Origin of the sequence: Neisseria iguanae, from assembly GCF_003013245.1 — a bacterium.
In the GTDB taxonomy this organism is placed as follows: Bacteria; Pseudomonadota; Gammaproteobacteria; order Burkholderiales; family Neisseriaceae; genus Neisseria; species Neisseria iguanae.
In genome coordinates, this window is record NZ_PXYY01000008.1 from 14213 (window position 1) to 30176 (window position 15964).

Genomic DNA, 15964 nt, shown 5'->3' on the forward strand with positions numbered 1-15964 from the left:
AGCGTCAGCATCGCAGAATACGCAGACATATCATGAAGACAGGCCCGTATTCGAGAAGCACGGCACGAAAAAATGTACTGAATATAGCGATTTTGCAAAGGTCTCAGGTGTCGGAAAAGGCTAGGTTGTTGGCACTTTTTATGCAAAAACAGCTTTCGTTTTGGCCGAAACAATTGTTTTGGGATTTTTAAATATGAGGCTGTATAGATTAGCTTTAAATACCACACCAAAACAGCAAGACTTTAAGCTGCCCTTTTGGTGCGCCAAAGTTAAAACGAAATTCACATTCCTTCAGGAATAAAGGGAAAGGTTTCCGTTCTATTTCCGTAGAATGCGCTTTACCTGATTCCGGAAATTTTCAATACCATCAATGTGGTTTTGACGGCCTGCAAAAAGCCCTGAACGATTGATTCGATGATAAGCCAACACATTACAGCTTTTATAACCGTCCGTACAAACAATGCTGTCAGACATGGTTTTCCGTTTAATAACAGGCAGTGACGTATCTTTCCCGGTGTTTTCTGCAACAACGGTAATAAACCTTACCCTGCCGTTTCAAAATACCGGATACGGAGCGGCTTTACCCGCTGCTTTCGCGATCCCGTTTGCCTTTACACTGAACGCCGGAATACCGCCCATCCAGCCCGACGGAGCCATCAAAAACTTTATCTGCTTGAAGCGTTAAATGGCAGGCAACAACCTGACGGGTTTTATGGTAAACAGCGCTGCTGCATTGGGGTGGATATCCAATAAACCGGCAGCCGGACGGGCAGTATAACTCCGGGTACAAAAACCCAAGTTGTTTTTTTTGTATTTTTTCAGATAATTTACAGTATGTTATCTTCATTTTCGAATGAGTAACATAACTGCCAATCCAATACAGCCCCTAAATTACGCACAGATATTGAAGCCTGTCCCGGGGCGTATCTTCGGAAGAGTAAAACGCTTTGATTGTACCGAGGCTTCTATCCACCGGGCACTCAAGTAATGGGCAGTCGGCAGAAAAAAACACTGAGGCACCAGAAGAACCGTCCTGAACGCAGGCAGCACTTTATCCGTCTCTTGCACCGTTTCAAATCAAGAAAACAAAATATTGCCTTCCCGGATGAAAGTAGTTTTAGAAAGAGTTGGTTACGGGCATACGGTTATTCGGACAAAGATGTTATGACGGTCACGGCCGGCAGGGATGCCATCAAACCAATGCAATCGGGACATTGCATCACAAAAAGAGGGGTAAGTAGCAAAAAAAGGTGATAAAAATCGCTGAAAGCCTTATTCTGTAAGGTTTTTAGAGGTTCAATACCCGTGGCGGCAAAAAATGCCCTTTTTACAGATCAAAACAATTGAGAAAAAGCAGTCGTCAAAATGGCCGCTGTCAATGCAAAAGCTGTCATAGGCATTTTGACGGCGGCAAACGGCTGAATAACGCTGACCTTTGGCAGGCTTATACATGCGGCAAACAAACCGCCGCGCAGCTTGCCAAACACCACCGCCGCAGTCGTCAAACCACCAGCCGGCGTTTGCATCAAACTGCGGCCCCAAGCTGTCCGGCAAGTTTGTTTTACCGCGCCGGATAAAGTCAATGTCATCACGGATACGGCCTATTTTGGTGGCTTGAAGGAGAACTGAGTGTTCATCAGGGGATGAAAAAGAGTATAAGACAATGTTTATCAATGATTATTTCTCTAAAAAATAGGGAAAAACCGCCTTTTTTGTTACTTATCCCCAAAAAGCCGTTTGCGGCCAGGTTATTCGGCAGCAGTATGACCTGTAGTTTTTTAGCTGTTGGTTCAAAACGTTACTTATCCCAAACCGACCGGAAAAGCGCGTCATCATGATGGATAGCTTTAGCTTTCTGTCATCAGTTTAACTGCTTCCGATACTGTACGTCTAACCGGTGACAGCATCCAAACCGTTAATAACCTATAGCTGTTTGTCTTAATTTTGACTATATATTTATCGATACCGCTGTTGTTGCGAATATGCTTCAGTCTACTTTTTCTCAATATCATTTAAGTCATAGCAATAAAGTGGCAACCAAAGAACAGTATACCCACTATTCCCAATTGCCGTTACTGTGCCACTGCCTTTATGGAACGTCGTATTATCATATTTGCCTGATTTTTTTGTTCAGAAAGTTTGCTGAACTTTAGGTATCTTTTTTTGTTGGGCATATCAAAAGATTATCATGCTTGTTTATGATTTTGTTTCCTAAGCTCCTTACAAAAAATGGTATTTATGAGCAACACTACAGAATATCATCACGCACGCAAACGACAGGTAAAAAAATGCACACATTCAATCAAATGTGTGCCAAGTCTACAAAGGAGAAATAGAGGAGAAACTATTAACTGGCTACTCGAACCAGCTAATGGAGACAATTATGCCAAACTCAGCCGTAAAGCACAAGTATTTTTCTTGTAAAATTTCTTAATTGTATCATTCATATACTTTAAATGTAGTTTGGTTTCAGACGGCCTGTTTCATTATCATCATAAGCAATAAGAATGATAATTTGATGAACATCAATAACGAAAAAAAAAAAAAACGCGCATATCTTTTCGGATATGCGCCAAGTCTACAAAGGAGAAATAGAGGAGAAAAATCAAGCTGCATCAAGCAACTCAACGGGACGTATTGTGCGCTTTTCTTTTTCGTCCGTCAATATCTTTGACTAAAAAAATTGCGGTTTATATCAAAAAAGACATTATCGGATATTTTCACCTATTTTATTTTCTATTTAAATCAAAAAAGAAAAATAATAGAGAAAAAATATTTTTATTCGCATTTAAACTTTCAGATGACCTATTCCTGCTTTAATTTCTGTTGCAAATTTTCTGCAGCTTCCATCCGTTCTCGGTGGCTGAGATCGGGCAAATGCGTATTCAGCGACGACCATTTCCATTGCGAACGCGCTTTATTTAATTCGGACGGCAATCTGTGTGGCTGCCAAGGGGTTTGGCCGCTTTGCAACGCCACCTGCGATTGTGCCGCATGGCCGCGTTTTTGTAAGGCATTTAACAAATCCAAAGCACGCGCGGCCAGTAAAGTTAAGGTTTCCGGATCGATGTGTAAGGTTTGTTTGCCGGAAATTTTATCGGAAATATCCTGCACATTCGGCAACACGCCGCCCAAAATACCGCCGATGGCCGTGCCTAAACCGAGCGAACCACCCAGCGTGGCAATATCGATACCGAAACCGATTAATGCACCGGTAGCGGCACCTGTGCCGGTGCGGATGCCGTATTGCACCAGCAAATCGCTGTCAAACGGATCTTGGCGGAAGGCTTTCAATGCCCAATCACCGCTTTCGATGTCGTTTTGGTAAAAGCGGTAAAGCCGAAACAATTGCTGCTGCATTTTGCGCTCTAATTGGCGCACTTCAGCCTGCATGGTTTGCAAAGCCGGTTCGGGATTTTCGTTTTCGTCGAGTTCCTGTTTGTAAGCGGCTACATCAAGCAGAAAATCAGCAATCTCACGGCGGGCGTCGTCATCTAATTTTTGCCATTCACGGCGGCGCATGCCGATTAAGCAGTCGAGAATATCGCGCTCAGGCAGCATAGTGGCCAAATTGTCCCATAAGCGGATTTCTCCTTCAAAATCAAAGGCAACCGTATCAAACCCGCTGTACACATGCAACGTGCGCCGCGCCAGCATGGTGACCCATTCGGCCAAATCCTGTCCATCGATAAAATTGAATACCGGCATCACCGGTTTGGCGCACCACGACAACACGGTTAATTCGTCTTTATATTTGTTCAATACCGGCTCGCGTGCATCCGCCACATACAGTGCCATATCGCTTTGTAACAATTGGCGCAATACTTTGGCTTCCTGATTGAAATCACCGGCGGCAGCAGGGCTGCTGAGAAACTGCTGCAAGCGTTCAATGCCGTCCGAACGCGACGGCGTATTGGCTTCCAACCAATCCAACACGCCGCCTGCATCTTCCAAGCCGGGCGTGTCATATAAATACACCAACGTATCGGTGCCATCTGAAATGGCGGCCTGTTCGACATGACGTGTTGTGGACGGCGCATTTTTGATTTCGCCGAACATGCTGTCGCGCAACAAGGTTCGCAGCAACGAAGTTTTGCCGGTGTTGGTGTGACCGACCACAGCCAGAGATAAAGGTTTATTAGTCATGATATTTCAAATCGGTAGTCGGATGAGAACCCCGACCAACTGAAGTATTTAAGAAGTCTACCGAATCACAGCCAAACTATCTGCCAAATTTAGTGAAATATGCCGGTAGGCCAACTTACAAACATCGCTGCAGCGCTCAAAAAAATCAGTTTGGCGAGTTACCATTTCAACTTTTTGATCGTTTTTTATATGCCGCCCCAAAATTTTGAGTGGTCGTTACGATACCGAAATCACCGCTGACTTTGCAATCCAAATGGGTAATTTCCGCGCCACACTGTTTGAGCTTGTTAAACTGTTCGTCAAATTCGGCCTGAACAGCATCATATCCCTGCAAATGACGAGAAGTAATATCAAACCAATTCACATCTTCTGCCCAATGGTTTCATGATTTCATCGGCGGTTTGCGCAGCCGCCATTTCTTTGGCCACATCAATCAGAATCTGTTGGTCTGCGGTGTAAGTCATTTTTGTCATCTTTAATACGCCTATTTAAACATAAATCAAATGGAAAACTTCTGCTTTCAGACAGCCTCACGCTGCATACGCTGTGTTTGCGCCCATTGAGGCGGATTCAGCCAAGCAATATTACGTTCGGCTAGTGCCTCCTGCCAATACCGCAACACAGCTGCCATGCCGTCTGAAACCTGGTTTTCTACCAATAACTGCACTACCGCCCCGCCCTTTGCTGCTTCTGCCAGCGAGGTAATCTGGCGCAACGCGCCACGGTCGGGCATGGTATGCGCACGTACACCGATGAGCAATTGCGCTGATTGCTGTTGCAATTCGTTTACCAAAGTATGCACGGTATCGCGGCTTTCAGCCACGCCTTTGTCCAACCAGTCTTGACCGAGTGTATGGATAAACCATGAATCATCCGGCCATTGCATTTCCAACATCACCGCCCATTTCGGCCCATCGCTGATGCTGATTTTTGGCGGCACGGTTGCGACGGTTTCGCTTTGTGTGTCGGCATCGATGATTTTTGTCTGCCATTGCTGAATGATTTTTTGGTAATACGGTTTATCCAGCGGCAACGGCGTTCGGCTGATTTTGAGCATAATTTTGCAGGCCGCCCATGCGGTAAAACGCGGTAAAATGCCGTAGCACACAATGCTGCCGACTAATAGACCCGACCACGCACGCGCATCATCAGTATTACTGTTCAGACGGCCTTGCAACACTGCATCGGCATCGGGCACGGGAAAACCGACTTTAGACGGCAGCCATCCTAACCATTCGATAGCTTTGACTGAAGCGGCATTGGTCAACAAGGTACTTTCCCAGTTGAATGTGTATTGCCGCACCAGCAACAGCATCAACACAGAAACCAACATGCCGAGCAAAGTAGCCAGCCATAAACTGTGTGACGTCCGTCCGATCAGCCAGCGCGTTGACGGCCACTTCCATTCTTCGGTGTACAAGCGTAACAGTGCCTGGTTCACCGGATCTTTGCCGCGCATCCACGTCATCGGATGGCTGATGATATTACCGAATTTAAAATGGAAAGCCACCGACACCAACCAAACCAGCAGCATCACCGTATTCATACCCAACACGCCGGCCAAAATCAGAAAAAAATTCAGATCTTGTTTGTCCATCAAAATATAAGTACCGGAAAAGCCGCCGGCAAACATCAGCGACACGCCGACAATCCACAACCAAAAAGCCGCGTTTTTAGTGTATTCCAGCACATCTTGTAACTGATGATTACGATCGATCATTTCTGAGCGGCGCAATATTTTCCCTTCAGGCTGCCCATCGACATGACACAGCGATTCGGTGACCTGAGCCGGATCGGCAGGAAAAATATAATCCCGCTCTTCCAAAATGCGTACCAATTCGGCAAGTTTGTGTTTCGGATTAAGCATAACAATAAAGGCCGTCTGAAAAATAATCCAATTTTAACATAGCTTTTCAGACGGCCTGAGCCCTTTGCAAAATAAGGCATTAAGTCATGCAAAAAATAATTACTTTATTCATTAATAAATGCAGACAAATTTGATTTTCAGCCCTTCTGAAACCATTTAAGTCATTCTTAATTTTTTTGGGGGCTGACGCAGATTAGCCCCAAACACCACACCATTTCCGCAGCATTTCAAGCTGCCCGGACGGTGCGCCGAAGTCAAAGTGGAACCCGCATTCTTTCAAGAACAGCGGGAAAGGTTTACGGCCAACCCCTTTGTATTTGCGCAAGACGCACTTCGCCCGGTTCCAACAATTTCCAATGCCGCCGATAGGGTTTTGACGGTCTGCAAAAGGCTGTGAACGGTTGAGCGGCGACGCGCGAACCTGCCCCGCATCAAGCACGCCACAGCCCCTGTCACTACCGGTATAAACAATGCTGTCAGGTGTTGTTTGCTGTTTGACAACCGGAAATAACGTATCCTTCCCGTTATCCCCCGCAACGGCGGTACCGACCTTTCCCTGCCGCTTTAAGATGCCGGATACCGCCGCTTTCCCTGCTGCCGCGCGTCCGCGTTTACCTTTACGCCGACCGCCGAAACAACCCCCGTCCGGCCCGGTAAGGCCTCTGAAAACCCCGCCTGCTTCCTGCGCCAAATGACAGGCAGTCACCCGGCTGGTTTTGCGGTAGGACAACATAGCCCAACCGGGCTGGATACCCAAAATATCAGCGGCTGCACGAGCCATTACTTCCGGTATAAAAAACCGGAGAAGTTCTCTTTTTATATTCTTTGTTAATTTGCAATGGTTATCTTCATTTTTGCCGTCTGACATGACTGCTAATCTATTTCAGCCCCTTTAAAAAATTTTCAGGACAAATTTTAATCATTCAAAATCTAGCAATATTTACAAAAATTCAAATTAACTTTATGGAAATTATCTTGTAACTCAATGTTGCCGCCACTATACTAAAAACATATCAAACGAACACGCAAAGGAGCGTAATAATGAAAAAACATGATTATGAAACTCGAAAAGAAGCTCTATTGAAAGATATTCGTGAAGTAATGAATGATGTAGAAGATTTATACAATGCAGGCGCCGAAGCGACTACTGACGAAGCCAAGGAAGTCAAAGCAAAATTACAGGAAAAATTGGATGCGGCTAAAGAACGTCTGAGTAAATTTGAAGCCGAAGCGGTCGATCGTTTCCGCCATCATGCCGAACAAGCGCGTGACAAATACGCTGAATTTGAAGCTGGGGCGAGCGAGCGTTTTAAAGAAGGCAAGAAACGTTTGGCAGAGTTTGAAGCTCAAGCCGGTGAGTGTGTCAAACATCACGCTCAGCAAGCTGATGAAGCAGTACGTGATAAACCTTATTATGCAATGGGTTTTGCCGCATTAGCCGGTTTGGTGGTCGGTGTATTGCTGAACCGTCGCTGATAGCGGATGAATAGGCCGTCTGAAAAAGGTTTCAGACGGCCTTTCTATTTTAAGCGTTTGGAAACAGTATGAAGTTGAGAAAGGGAAAAGAGATGAATCTCAAAGAGAATATCCGACATGCCAAATTATTATTCAATCAAGGTATCGATTTATTGATGTTGCGTCTGCAATTATTGAACCTTGATTTGGCGGAGCAGGCAGGTAATGCCGTGCGCAGTGTGATTTGGTTGGCAATTTCAGCAATATTGCTGTTGGTGGCATTGATTAGTTTGCTATTCGGTTTAAACCGTATATTGACCGACCAACAGGCCATTTGGATATTTTTCGGCATAACCTGCTCAAGCTTTTTGGTGATTATCATCGCTTGTACGCGCATTATCGGCAGCTGGAAAGGCCAAAATAACCGTATCGGCAATACATTAAAAGACATTCAAGCTGATATTGCATATCTGCGCGGTCAAATCAACGAAGAATAAAAAAGGATCATCCCAATGAACCAACAACAAAAAGAAACCCGAGAATTACTGGAATTGGAAATCAAACTGGCTCGTTTGAAAGTGACTGCTTCCTATTTGAAACAGCGCAAGCTCAAAGAAACCCAAGCGCAGAAATCGGCTGAAAATGAAGCCATGCTTTACCGCCTAGCCGATTTAGGCAGCAGATTTGCAGCCTTGTCAACCGGGATACTGGTCAAAACCCCCTATTTGCCGCTGCCCAAAGTTTATCGCTATGGCGCAATATTGGCTTTGTTTGCTTTGCAGGCTTGGCAAAATCACTTAAAGCAAAGCCAAAATAAATAAAAATTTTATCGTTTTAAAAAAGATTGTTTTAAAAGAGAAAATTTATTAAGATGTCAAGGTTGGCTTAACCATATTTTTGAAAAGGGAAATTCACCATGCAAAAACCTATTCTCGCACTAGCCTGCGCTGCATTCTCCTGCGGCGCATATGCCGATGTGATCTTGTACGGTCAAATCAAAAGCAGCATCAGCACCAGTCAAGTTAAAATCAAAGGCGATGCCGACCCTGAAAAAAGTGCTATCTCAACCCCAAAATCACGACAGCGAAGAACCCCTGTCGGTGATGCCGGTACTGAAAAAAGTGCCATCTCAACCCGCATCAATGACAATACTTCGCGTATCGGTTTCAAGGGCAAAGAAAAATTGAGCGATGATTTAACCGCCATTTGGCAATTGGAGCAGCGCGCGTCGATTTTGGGCCAAAGCAACAGCAGAAAATGGGGCAACCGTGATTCGTTTATCGGCTTGGAAGGTAAGCTAGGTAAGCTGCGCGCCGGTAATCTGAGCAACATGCTCAATGAAATGGATACCATCGATACATGGATGTACAGCAACAGTGCCACAGGTTTGGGCGTATTTACCCGAACCGGTTCGCGCAACGTATCGGTTCGTTATGACAGCCCGGCATTTTCAGGTTTCCAGTTTAATGCGCAATATTCACCCCGCGACAACCAAAATCCGGAAGACAAATACACCCATGCCGAGTCAGGCCGCGACCAATACACCGCCGGTGTGAGCTATATCAATCCTGAGTTTTTCGCCAAAGTAGCTTACAATCTGCGCAAAAACCGTGTCGGCACGAAAGATGGCCGAATTGTCCGCTTGGAAACTGTCTATAATGCCAATAATGTATTTTTAGGCTTCGGCGCGCAATACGCCAAAGCCAATGAAAGTGCCAACACTTATCTGGCCAATTTCACCGACGGCTTCAATACTTACAACGGCCGCGACATCACAAAAGATGCAGGCAAAGCAGAAGCCGTTAAAGTGATTGATGTCGCCGTTACCGCAGGCTACAACTTCGGTAACTGGCGTCCGTATATTACCTACGCCCACGGCTGGCCGGCAAAAGGCGTGGACAGCGGTGAAAAACTGGTGGATAAATTCGACCAAGTCGTTGTCGGCGGCGATTACCGCTTCAGCAAACGTACATCAGCACGTGGACAGGTTGGCTACATGCGCTTAGGCAGTCGAACGCGTCTGACTGCCACTGAGAAAGGTAAAGTGGAACAAGCAGCTGCTTCATTGGGTTTGCACCACCGCTTCTGAAGAATTGAGCATGAAAAAACCTGCCTGAGATTCGGGCAGGTTTTCTGCATTGCTGTATCCGCAGAAACCATTGAAAATTTAACCAACTTCCGACCGTCATTATCGGGTCGCCGCTTTATAATGGATGCTGTTTTGTTGGTTCGGTCTGGGTTTTATAAAGTTTTCAGGCTGTCTGAACTATCCCTGACGGGCCGGATTCACTTGTGTTTCCGAAAGTTGTTCGATAATGGCACATTCGGGGTTGTCATTGCCTTGGCAACAGTCGTGCCATGATTGCAAAGTATGGATCATGCTCTGCAGGCGGGTAATTTTTTCCTGCAGCACGGCGATATGTTCGCCCACCAATTGCTTGACTTGCGCACTGGTGCGTTGCGGGTTGTTTTTCAGATTCAATAAAATTTGAATTTGCGCCAATGAAAAATCCACATCACGCGCATGTTTGATAAACATCAGCGTGTCCAAATCTTTTTCCTGATATTGGCGGTAACCCGATTCGCTGCGTCCGACGGCCGGAATCAGACCGATTTTTTCATAATCGCGAATCATTTTGCTGCTCAAGCCCGAGCGTTTGGCGATTTCGCTGATGTTCATCACAATATGTCCTCAGAATGTTCAAACCTTAGGAGGAGGCTGTCTGAAATAATGATAATGCTGATTCCGCATCATTTCAGGCGGCCTTTTATGCTTTATTTGCCGTTATCCGTCATGCTTGGTTTATGGCGGCCGGCGCGTTGCTGCAGGCGCTCAATCAAATCTTCAACCGTATTCGGCGCACCGTCCACGCAAAATGCGTTAAAGATTACGCTGCGCAATTCATCGTTGCGGCTTATGGCGCCGCCCATTGGTTTCCAGTCGGCGTTACGCGGTTTAATCCAACGGTTGTTGACCGGATCGCCGTAACCAAAAACTTTATAGGAAGAATGCTTGTTACCTGCGTAATTGAAGCTGGAGCGTGCGCAGAAAATTCCTTCGGCGGTGAGGTTGTCGTAGCCTTGTGAAGACTGTGTATTCAAAATATAGCGGATGCTGGTGTCGGGCGAAGGCATGATTTGCAGGCTGCTCAATAAAATTTTCGGCCGTTTGGCATAGGTTTCGCTGATATAAATATCAAACCAATCGCCTGATTTGGTGTCAGGCAGGGCAGGCAAGCCGGCTTCGGCCTCTTTAAATTCGCGGGCGGTTTTTTCTTCGGCGCTTTCTTGATAGCGGCTGTTGACCAAAGTATCTTTGTCGCTGCCCGGGAGGGCAAAAGCGGAAGTGGTGGCCAAGGCTGTAACCAGCAAACTGATACGGCGCATAATGCTCTCCAAGAGAAAATATTCCGTATTTTAGGGTTTCAAAAGCGCAGGCGCAAGCAAGTCAGGTATAATTAACCTAATATTTAACCGATTAAACGCAAACCATCATGACACAGACCTTAGACGTAACCGGCTTGAAATGCCCGATGCCGATTTTGCGCGCCAAAAAAGCACTGGCGCCAATGCAAACCGATGAAGTGCTGACGGTATTGGCCACCGACCCAGGCGCACCGGGTGATTTTGAAGCCTTCTGCCGCCAAACCGGCCATGTTTTATTGGAATCGACTGAAAACGAAGGCGTGTTTACCTTAGTGGTCAAACACAAATAGGCCGTCTGAAATGCAGAAAACCTTATTGTGTGCAACGGCATTGATGTTGGCGGCTTGCAGAGGAGAAGACGTGTCGTCCGAGCAAAAAGAAGAGCGGGCGCAAGAGACGGTGAAGTTGTTTGCCGAATCATGTGTAGCGCTTCGTGGCGAACCGGCCCGGGTTGCCGCTTGGGCAAGTGCACAAAATGCACAAGCTATGACGGAAGGCGATGTCAAAAAATTGCCTTTCGGCATGATGGAACTCGACTGGAACGCCGCTTGGAAACTTGAGAAAAACCAAGCGGCCTATTATCTTAGTCTTGCGCCGAAAAGTTGCAGCATCAAAACCGAAAAAGCCGATGAAAATATGGTTCGCCAACAATTCATGCAATTGGTTGAACAAACACCGCAAGGCATGAATCAGGAATTGCGTTCCGAAAAATCCACCCAATCGCCGTTTCCCTTCCGCCAGCTTTCTTATGCATGGCGCGAATCAGGCAGCCCTGAAGAATGGGTGCTGACGGCTAATACTTCGGTGTCGGAACAATTGCCCGCACAGGCCGCGCTGTATTTTACCCATCAGATTTACCGTTCCAGACCTGTATTGAATCCAACGGACTGATTTTCAGACAGCCTGCTGATTGATGCCGTCTGAAACCGATTGAAATACCCAAAGGAAAACCACCATGCAAACCCTGACCATTATCCAGCCGGACGACATGCATTTGCACCTGCGTGACGGTGATGCGCTCAAAGCCGTTGCCCCCTACACCGCCCGCCAAATGGGGCGCGCCGTGATTATGCCCAATCTCAAACCGCCGGTGGTCAGCGTGGCTGATGCCTTGGCCTATAAGCAGCGTATTTTGACCGCCTTGCCGGAAGGCAGTACTTTCGAGCCATTGATGACGCTGTATCTCACCGACAAATCCACACCGGAATTGGTGCGCGAAGCCAAAGCCGCCGGTATTGTCGCCTTCAAACTTTACCCGGCCGGCGCGACCACCAATTCCGATTCCGGCGTGACCGATTTGTTCCGGCTGATTCCTGTGTTGCAGGAAATGGCCGCGCAAGATATGCGTTTTTTGGTGCACGGCGAAGTAACTGATGCCGAAATCGATATTTTCGACCGCGAAGCCGCCTTCATCGAGCATGTGATGAAACCCGTTTTGCAGCAGGTTCCTGATTTGAAAGTGGTGTTTGAACACATCACCACCGCCGATGCCGCCCGATTGGTGCTGGAAGCAGGCGACAACGTGGCCGCCAGCGTTACCCCGCAACATTTGCTGCTCAACCGCAACGACTTACTGGTCGGTGGCGTGCAGCCTCACCATTTCTGCCTGCCTGTGTTGAAACGCGAAACCCACCGCCAAGCCTTAGTTGCAGCCGTTACCGGCGACAAAGCGTATAAATTCTTCTTGGGTACCGATTCCGCACCGCACGCCAAATCCGCCAAAGAAAACGCCTGTGGCTGTGCCGGTATGTTCAGCGCCATGACCGCCATCGAGCTTTACGCCGAAGTGTTTGAAAATGCCGGCGCACTCGATAAACTCGAAGCCTTCGCTTCGAAAAACGGCGCACGTTTCTACGGCTTGCCAGAAAACAGCCACACCATTACGTTGGTGAGACAAGAGCAAACCGTTCCCGCAAACGTGCCTTACGGTAATGAGGTTTTGGTGCCGATGCGTGCAGGCCAAACTGTGGCTTGGTCGGTACGATATTGATTGATACACAAAAAAATCTTGGCAACATTTGTACATTTTAAAAAATTTATAATCCGTCATTTCCCTATAGGTGGGAATCCAGCATGTTAATTGCGTATTTTTCTTGAAACAGATAAGCTTGGATTCCCGCCTATGGGGGAATGACGAACATAGGTTTTTAGTTTGTTTAACTTTGCAAGATAGTAAAAAAATGCCGTCTGGAATTTAGTCAGACGGCATTTTTTATGCGCTAAACAATCAACCGCGTTTCGGATCATCCGGGCGCAATTGCACGGCCAAACGGTCAAGAATGCCGTTAACGAATTTGTAACCGTCGGTGCCGCCGAAGGTTTTAGTGACTTCAATCGCTTCGTTAATGATGACCGGATACGGGGTTTCCGGCATGGCGGATAATTCGTGGCAGGCCATCAGCAATACGGCACGCTCAATCGGGCTTAAGTCTTTTTCGTCGCGGTCAAGCAGGGGGTGGATGCATTCCATGTATTTTTCGGCATTGTTTTTAGTGCCGAAGAATAATTTGGTGAACAATTCTTGGTCTGCTTTTTCAAATTCGGGCAGGTCTTGAATGTTTTCAGCCACTTCAGGTGCAGCGGTGTTGTTAATGTTGGATTGGTACAAGGCTTGTACCGCAAGCTCGCGGGCGCGGCGGCGTGGTGTTTTCATGGGGATGTCCTTATAAAAGCTTTCAGACGGCCTTATTCATGATAGGCCGTCTGAAACAAAGCGTGAGGATTATTCTTCGTCTTCTTCTGCATCGAATTGGTTTTCGAGTAAACGGTTAACCAAATTGGCCATTTCCACCGCGACTTTGGCGGCATCGGAAGCTTTTTCTTCAATGCGTGCAACGGCTTGTTCGTCGTTTTCGGTGGTCAGGATGGCATTGGCAATCGGGATGTTGTAATCCAAGCCGACACGGGTCACGCCTGCACCGGATTCGTTCGACACCAATTCAAAATGGTAGGTTTCGCCGCGAATGACCACGCCGATAGCAATCAGGGCGTCGAAATTTTCGGAAGAAGCGAGATTCATCAAGGCAACCGGCACTTCCAGTGCGCCCGGTACGGTAGCAATGGTGATGTTGTCGTCAGCCACCCCCAATTCTTGCAGAGTACGGCAGCAGACTTTCAGCATTCCGCTGCCGATTTCATTCGTAAAACGCGCTTGTACAATGCCGATGCGCAGTTGCTTGCCGTTTAAAACGGGTTCGATAATGTTCATGTTTAATCCTTTAAAAGTGGTTTCGGACGGTATGATGTAAAGGCCGTCTGAACAATTAATCTTTAGGCTGCCAATCAGCAACGGCTTGAAATTTGCCGTCTTCGTTCAACTCCCATGCGCTGCCTTGCGGCTCGGTAAGCAGGGCGAAGATATCGGGGTTGTTTTTGGTAATGTCTGGCATGCTGCACACGCTGAAATTATCCGGATTGTCGGTGTATTCGTCGCTTTCTTCGCCGGTAAAGAAACGCCAGCCGCTGTCGTTTTCAAAAACCGGTTCTTCGCGGTATAAAAAGCCCACCGGCCGACCTTCTTCGGTTACGGTTTTGGCGGCGATGCAGCGGTCGAGTGCGGTTTGCAGGGCTTGGGTAAAAATATTCATAAGGGTTTGCTTTTCCATGATATGGAGGGGATTTTACACGATTCGGCTCTTTTTCGCACTCGCTATCGCCCATGAAATTCGGGGATTAATGATACAATAGGCCGTCTGAAAACCAATCAGCCTTAAAGTGTTTGCATATTTTTAGCAGAGTATGGAAACCCGTTCGGGCTGCGTAAAAGGAAACCGATGAAATCCGATGTATTGAAGCAGCAGGCGCACCATAGAATCCAACGGCATTTGGGTTATAAGTTCAGCCGTATCGAATTATTGCAGCAAGCCTTGACCCACCGAAGTTTCAGCGCGAAACACAACGAGCGTTTCGAGTTTGTCGGCGATGCGGTTTTGAATTACACCATCGCCAAAATGTTGTTTGACGCATTCCCCAAATTAGCCGAAGGGGAATTGTCACGCTTGCGTGCCAATTTGGTGAATGAAGGCGTATTGGCAGAAATTGCGTTAGAAATGAATGTCGGTGACGGTTTGTATTTAGGTACGGGCGAACTCAAAAGCGGCGGTTTCAGACGGCCTTCCATCTTGGCCGATGCCATGGAAGCCATGTTCGCCGCCGTGAGTTTTGATGCCGATTTTGCCACGGCGGAAAAAGTGGTGCGCCATTTGTTTTCCGAACGTGTGAAATGTATCGATTTCAAAAATCAGGGCAAAGACAACAAAACCTCGCTGCAAGAAGCCCTGCAAGCCCGCCGTTTGGCCTTGCCGAAATACCGCATCGAAGCGCAAATCGGTTCGGCTAATGACAGCCAATTTGTGATTGCCTGCGATTTGGGCGAACTCGGTTTTATCTGCAAAGCGCAAGGCTCCAGCCGCAAAGCCGCCGAGCAGGAAGCCGCTGCCGAAGCTTTGGAATGGTTGGAGCAGCACTATCCCATGAAGCGCAAAAAATAAGAAGGGGGGAACCGTATGAAATTTTTGATGATTATCGGCGTGTTGGTAGTCGTGACCATGACAGCGTATGCCGCTTATTTATGGCTGAAAGTGTACCGCCAAAACCAACAAACCAAACAAGCCCAAGACAAACGCCGTCGCAAACTGGCGCAAAGTATAGACCTGATTGCCATGGTAATGGCGCAGGGGCAATGCAATTTATCCGAAGGCGTGTTGCGGCTCAAACCTTTGGCCGAATCCGCCGGATTGGATTTCAGCTTATACCGGCCATGAATAAGCTGCATGATGTGGTCGCCGGTATGCCAGTTTCGGCCGAACGCCGGCAACTTAAGCGTAGCGAACGCATGAAATTAGACTTAATCCGCGAAAGCAGTGAAGCCGGTTTGGAAACCGAGATTGTGGCCGAAGCCGTTAATATGCGCCGGGCTGTACAAGTGTGGCTGCCAAAGCAGACAAAGTGCTCATAATTGAAGCTCGTTTGTTTTCAGACGGCCTTCCTCTTCGGAACTAATAAGAACTAATAAATATTTCAGACGGCTTGTTTTAATGAACAGGCCGTCTGAAAATAAAAAATATGAAA

The 15964-nt window shown here is 47.1% G+C and carries 20 protein-coding genes and 1 pseudogene; 10 read left to right on the forward strand and 11 right to left on the reverse strand.

The window, feature by feature from the left end; all coding sequences use genetic code 11:
- Positions 1 to 214: 214 nt before the first annotated feature.
- The 6 genes and pseudogenes from C7N83_RS02340 to C7N83_RS02365 form a co-directional block, all read right to left on the reverse strand.
- A pseudogene (locus C7N83_RS02340) lies at positions 215 to 847 on the reverse strand (transposase).
- 487 nt (positions 848 to 1334) lie between these two features.
- A complete protein-coding gene (locus tag C7N83_RS02345; RefSeq protein WP_146135075.1) occupies positions 1335 to 1592 on the reverse strand; it encodes a hypothetical protein in 258 nt (85 codons plus the stop codon).
- Positions 1593 to 2805: 1213 nt separating this feature from the next.
- On the reverse strand, positions 2806 to 4146 hold the full coding sequence (locus tag C7N83_RS02350) for a DUF3482 domain-containing protein (RefSeq protein WP_106740359.1): 1341 nt from the start codon (positions 4144 to 4146) through the stop codon (positions 2806 to 2808).
- Between the two features lie 166 nt (positions 4147 to 4312).
- Complete coding sequence (locus C7N83_RS02355) at positions 4313 to 4510, reverse strand: hypothetical protein (protein ID WP_106740360.1); 198 nt, start codon at positions 4508 to 4510, stop codon at positions 4313 to 4315.
- Positions 4511 to 4666: 156 nt separating this feature from the next.
- Positions 4667 to 6013, reverse strand: a complete 1347-nt coding sequence (locus C7N83_RS02360) for a DUF2868 domain-containing protein (protein ID WP_106740362.1) — start codon at positions 6011 to 6013, stop codon at positions 4667 to 4669.
- Between the two features lie 193 nt (positions 6014 to 6206).
- Positions 6207 to 6881 (reverse strand): transposase, encoded by a 675-nt coding sequence (locus C7N83_RS02365; protein WP_106740363.1) that lies wholly within the window; start codon positions 6879 to 6881, stop codon positions 6207 to 6209.
- A gap of 173 nt (positions 6882 to 7054) precedes the next feature.
- Between C7N83_RS02365 and C7N83_RS02370 the strand changes: the two genes are divergently transcribed.
- The 4 genes from C7N83_RS02370 (at position 7055) to C7N83_RS02385 (ending at position 9557) form a co-directional block, all read left to right on the forward strand.
- Positions 7055 to 7489 (forward strand): DUF883 family protein, encoded by a 435-nt coding sequence (locus C7N83_RS02370; protein ID WP_106740365.1) that lies wholly within the window; start codon positions 7055 to 7057, stop codon positions 7487 to 7489.
- A 92-nt stretch (positions 7490 to 7581) separates the two neighbouring features.
- Positions 7582 to 7965 (forward strand): phage holin family protein, encoded by a 384-nt coding sequence (locus C7N83_RS02375; RefSeq protein ID WP_106740366.1) that lies wholly within the window; start codon positions 7582 to 7584, stop codon positions 7963 to 7965.
- 15 nt (positions 7966 to 7980) lie between these two features.
- Positions 7981 to 8289, forward strand: coding sequence for a hypothetical protein (locus C7N83_RS02380; protein ID WP_106740368.1), 309 nt, complete (start codon positions 7981 to 7983; stop codon positions 8287 to 8289).
- Between the two features lie 95 nt (positions 8290 to 8384).
- Positions 8385 to 9557: a porin gene (locus C7N83_RS02385; protein ID WP_106740369.1), complete on the forward strand. Its 1173-nt coding sequence runs from the start codon at positions 8385 to 8387 to the stop codon at positions 9555 to 9557.
- Positions 9558 to 9734: 177 nt separating this feature from the next.
- On the opposite strand, the gene cueR is transcribed toward C7N83_RS02385, so the two are convergent.
- Together cueR and C7N83_RS02395 are read right to left on the reverse strand one after the other, a co-directional pair.
- Positions 9735 to 10148 (reverse strand): Cu(I)-responsive transcriptional regulator, encoded by a 414-nt coding sequence (cueR, locus tag C7N83_RS02390; RefSeq protein WP_106740371.1) that lies wholly within the window; start codon positions 10146 to 10148, stop codon positions 9735 to 9737.
- Positions 10149 to 10243: 95 nt separating this feature from the next.
- Positions 10244 to 10855 (reverse strand): CNP1-like family protein, encoded by a 612-nt coding sequence (locus C7N83_RS02395; protein ID WP_106740373.1) that lies wholly within the window; start codon positions 10853 to 10855, stop codon positions 10244 to 10246.
- Positions 10856 to 10959: 104 nt separating this feature from the next.
- Here C7N83_RS02395 and C7N83_RS02400 point away from each other — a divergent pair, with 104 nt between their 5' ends.
- The 3 genes from C7N83_RS02400 to pyrC all read left to right on the forward strand — a co-directional run bounded on the left by C7N83_RS02400 (position 10960) and on the right by pyrC (position 12884).
- Positions 10960 to 11184, forward strand: coding sequence for a sulfurtransferase TusA family protein (locus tag C7N83_RS02400; protein ID WP_106740375.1), 225 nt, complete (start codon positions 10960 to 10962; stop codon positions 11182 to 11184).
- 10 nt (positions 11185 to 11194) lie between these two features.
- Positions 11195 to 11785 (forward strand): NMCC_0638 family (lipo)protein, encoded by a 591-nt coding sequence (locus tag C7N83_RS02405; protein WP_106740376.1) that lies wholly within the window; start codon positions 11195 to 11197, stop codon positions 11783 to 11785.
- A gap of 64 nt (positions 11786 to 11849) precedes the next feature.
- Positions 11850 to 12884 (forward strand): dihydroorotase, encoded by a 1035-nt coding sequence (gene pyrC, locus C7N83_RS02410; protein WP_106740378.1) that lies wholly within the window; start codon positions 11850 to 11852, stop codon positions 12882 to 12884.
- Between the two features lie 237 nt (positions 12885 to 13121).
- Here pyrC and nusB read toward each other — a convergent pair whose 3' ends face one another.
- The 3 genes from nusB to C7N83_RS02425 all read right to left on the reverse strand — a co-directional run bounded on the left by nusB (position 13122) and on the right by C7N83_RS02425 (position 14481).
- Complete coding sequence (nusB, locus tag C7N83_RS02415) at positions 13122 to 13547, reverse strand: transcription antitermination factor NusB (RefSeq protein WP_106740379.1); 426 nt, start codon at positions 13545 to 13547, stop codon at positions 13122 to 13124.
- Positions 13548 to 13616: 69 nt separating this feature from the next.
- On the reverse strand, positions 13617 to 14102 hold the full coding sequence (gene ribH / locus C7N83_RS02420; protein ID WP_106740381.1) for a 6,7-dimethyl-8-ribityllumazine synthase: 486 nt from the start codon (positions 14100 to 14102) through the stop codon (positions 13617 to 13619).
- Positions 14103 to 14157: 55 nt separating this feature from the next.
- The gene (locus C7N83_RS02425) at positions 14158 to 14481 is read right to left on the reverse strand and encodes a DUF2185 domain-containing protein (protein WP_106740410.1); all 324 of its coding nucleotides are present in this window, start codon (positions 14479 to 14481) and stop codon (positions 14158 to 14160) included.
- Positions 14482 to 14667: 186 nt separating this feature from the next.
- Between C7N83_RS02425 and rnc the strand changes: the two genes are divergently transcribed.
- The 3 genes from rnc to C7N83_RS16520 are packed head-to-tail and all read left to right on the forward strand — an operon-like array spanning position 14668 to position 15851.
- The gene (rnc, locus tag C7N83_RS02430) at positions 14668 to 15384 is read left to right on the forward strand and encodes a ribonuclease III (protein WP_106740382.1); all 717 of its coding nucleotides are present in this window, start codon (positions 14668 to 14670) and stop codon (positions 15382 to 15384) included.
- A gap of 15 nt (positions 15385 to 15399) precedes the next feature.
- On the forward strand, positions 15400 to 15657 hold the full coding sequence (locus C7N83_RS16515; RefSeq protein WP_211296558.1) for a DUF2489 domain-containing protein: 258 nt from the start codon (positions 15400 to 15402) through the stop codon (positions 15655 to 15657).
- On the forward strand, positions 15654 to 15851 hold the full coding sequence (locus tag C7N83_RS16520) for a DUF2489 domain-containing protein (RefSeq protein ID WP_211296559.1): 198 nt from the start codon (positions 15654 to 15656) through the stop codon (positions 15849 to 15851). The genes C7N83_RS16515 and C7N83_RS16520 overlap by 4 nt, the downstream gene beginning before the upstream one ends.
- Positions 15852 to 15964: the final 113 nt, after the last annotated feature.

What these genes read in the sequence shown, in the direction of transcription:
- C7N83_RS02350 (WP_106740359.1), bottom strand. Translation starts at nt 4,146, where the DNA reads ATGACTAATAAACCTTTATCTCTGGCTGTGGTCGGTCACACCAACACC.
- C7N83_RS02360 (WP_106740362.1), bottom strand. Translation starts at nt 6,013, where the DNA reads ATGCTTAATCCGAAACACAAACTTGCCGAATTGGTACGCATTTTGGAA.
- C7N83_RS02365 (WP_106740363.1), bottom strand. Translation starts at nt 6,881, where the DNA reads ATGTCAGACGGCAAAAATGAAGATAACCATTGCAAATTAACAAAGAAT.
- C7N83_RS02370 (WP_106740365.1), top strand. Translation starts at nt 7,055, where the DNA reads ATGAAAAAACATGATTATGAAACTCGAAAAGAAGCTCTATTGAAAGAT.
- C7N83_RS02375 (WP_106740366.1), top strand. Translation starts at nt 7,582, where the DNA reads ATGAATCTCAAAGAGAATATCCGACATGCCAAATTATTATTCAATCAA.
- C7N83_RS02380 (WP_106740368.1), top strand. Translation starts at nt 7,981, where the DNA reads ATGAACCAACAACAAAAAGAAACCCGAGAATTACTGGAATTGGAAATC.
- C7N83_RS02385 (WP_106740369.1), top strand. Translation starts at nt 8,385, where the DNA reads ATGCAAAAACCTATTCTCGCACTAGCCTGCGCTGCATTCTCCTGCGGC.
- cueR (WP_106740371.1), bottom strand. Translation starts at nt 10,148, where the DNA reads ATGAACATCAGCGAAATCGCCAAACGCTCGGGCTTGAGCAGCAAAATG.
- C7N83_RS02395 (WP_106740373.1), bottom strand. Translation starts at nt 10,855, where the DNA reads ATGCGCCGTATCAGTTTGCTGGTTACAGCCTTGGCCACCACTTCCGCT.
- C7N83_RS02405 (WP_106740376.1), top strand. Translation starts at nt 11,195, where the DNA reads ATGCAGAAAACCTTATTGTGTGCAACGGCATTGATGTTGGCGGCTTGC.
- pyrC (WP_106740378.1), top strand. Translation starts at nt 11,850, where the DNA reads ATGCAAACCCTGACCATTATCCAGCCGGACGACATGCATTTGCACCTG.
- nusB (WP_106740379.1), bottom strand. Translation starts at nt 13,547, where the DNA reads ATGAAAACACCACGCCGCCGCGCCCGCGAGCTTGCGGTACAAGCCTTG.
- ribH (WP_106740381.1), bottom strand. Translation starts at nt 14,102, where the DNA reads ATGAACATTATCGAACCCGTTTTAAACGGCAAGCAACTGCGCATCGGC.
- C7N83_RS02425 (WP_106740410.1), bottom strand. Translation starts at nt 14,481, where the DNA reads ATGAATATTTTTACCCAAGCCCTGCAAACCGCACTCGACCGCTGCATC.
- rnc (WP_106740382.1), top strand. Translation starts at nt 14,668, where the DNA reads ATGAAATCCGATGTATTGAAGCAGCAGGCGCACCATAGAATCCAACGG.
- C7N83_RS16515 (WP_211296558.1), top strand. Translation starts at nt 15,400, where the DNA reads ATGAAATTTTTGATGATTATCGGCGTGTTGGTAGTCGTGACCATGACA.
- C7N83_RS16520 (WP_211296559.1), top strand. Translation starts at nt 15,654, where the DNA reads ATGAATAAGCTGCATGATGTGGTCGCCGGTATGCCAGTTTCGGCCGAA.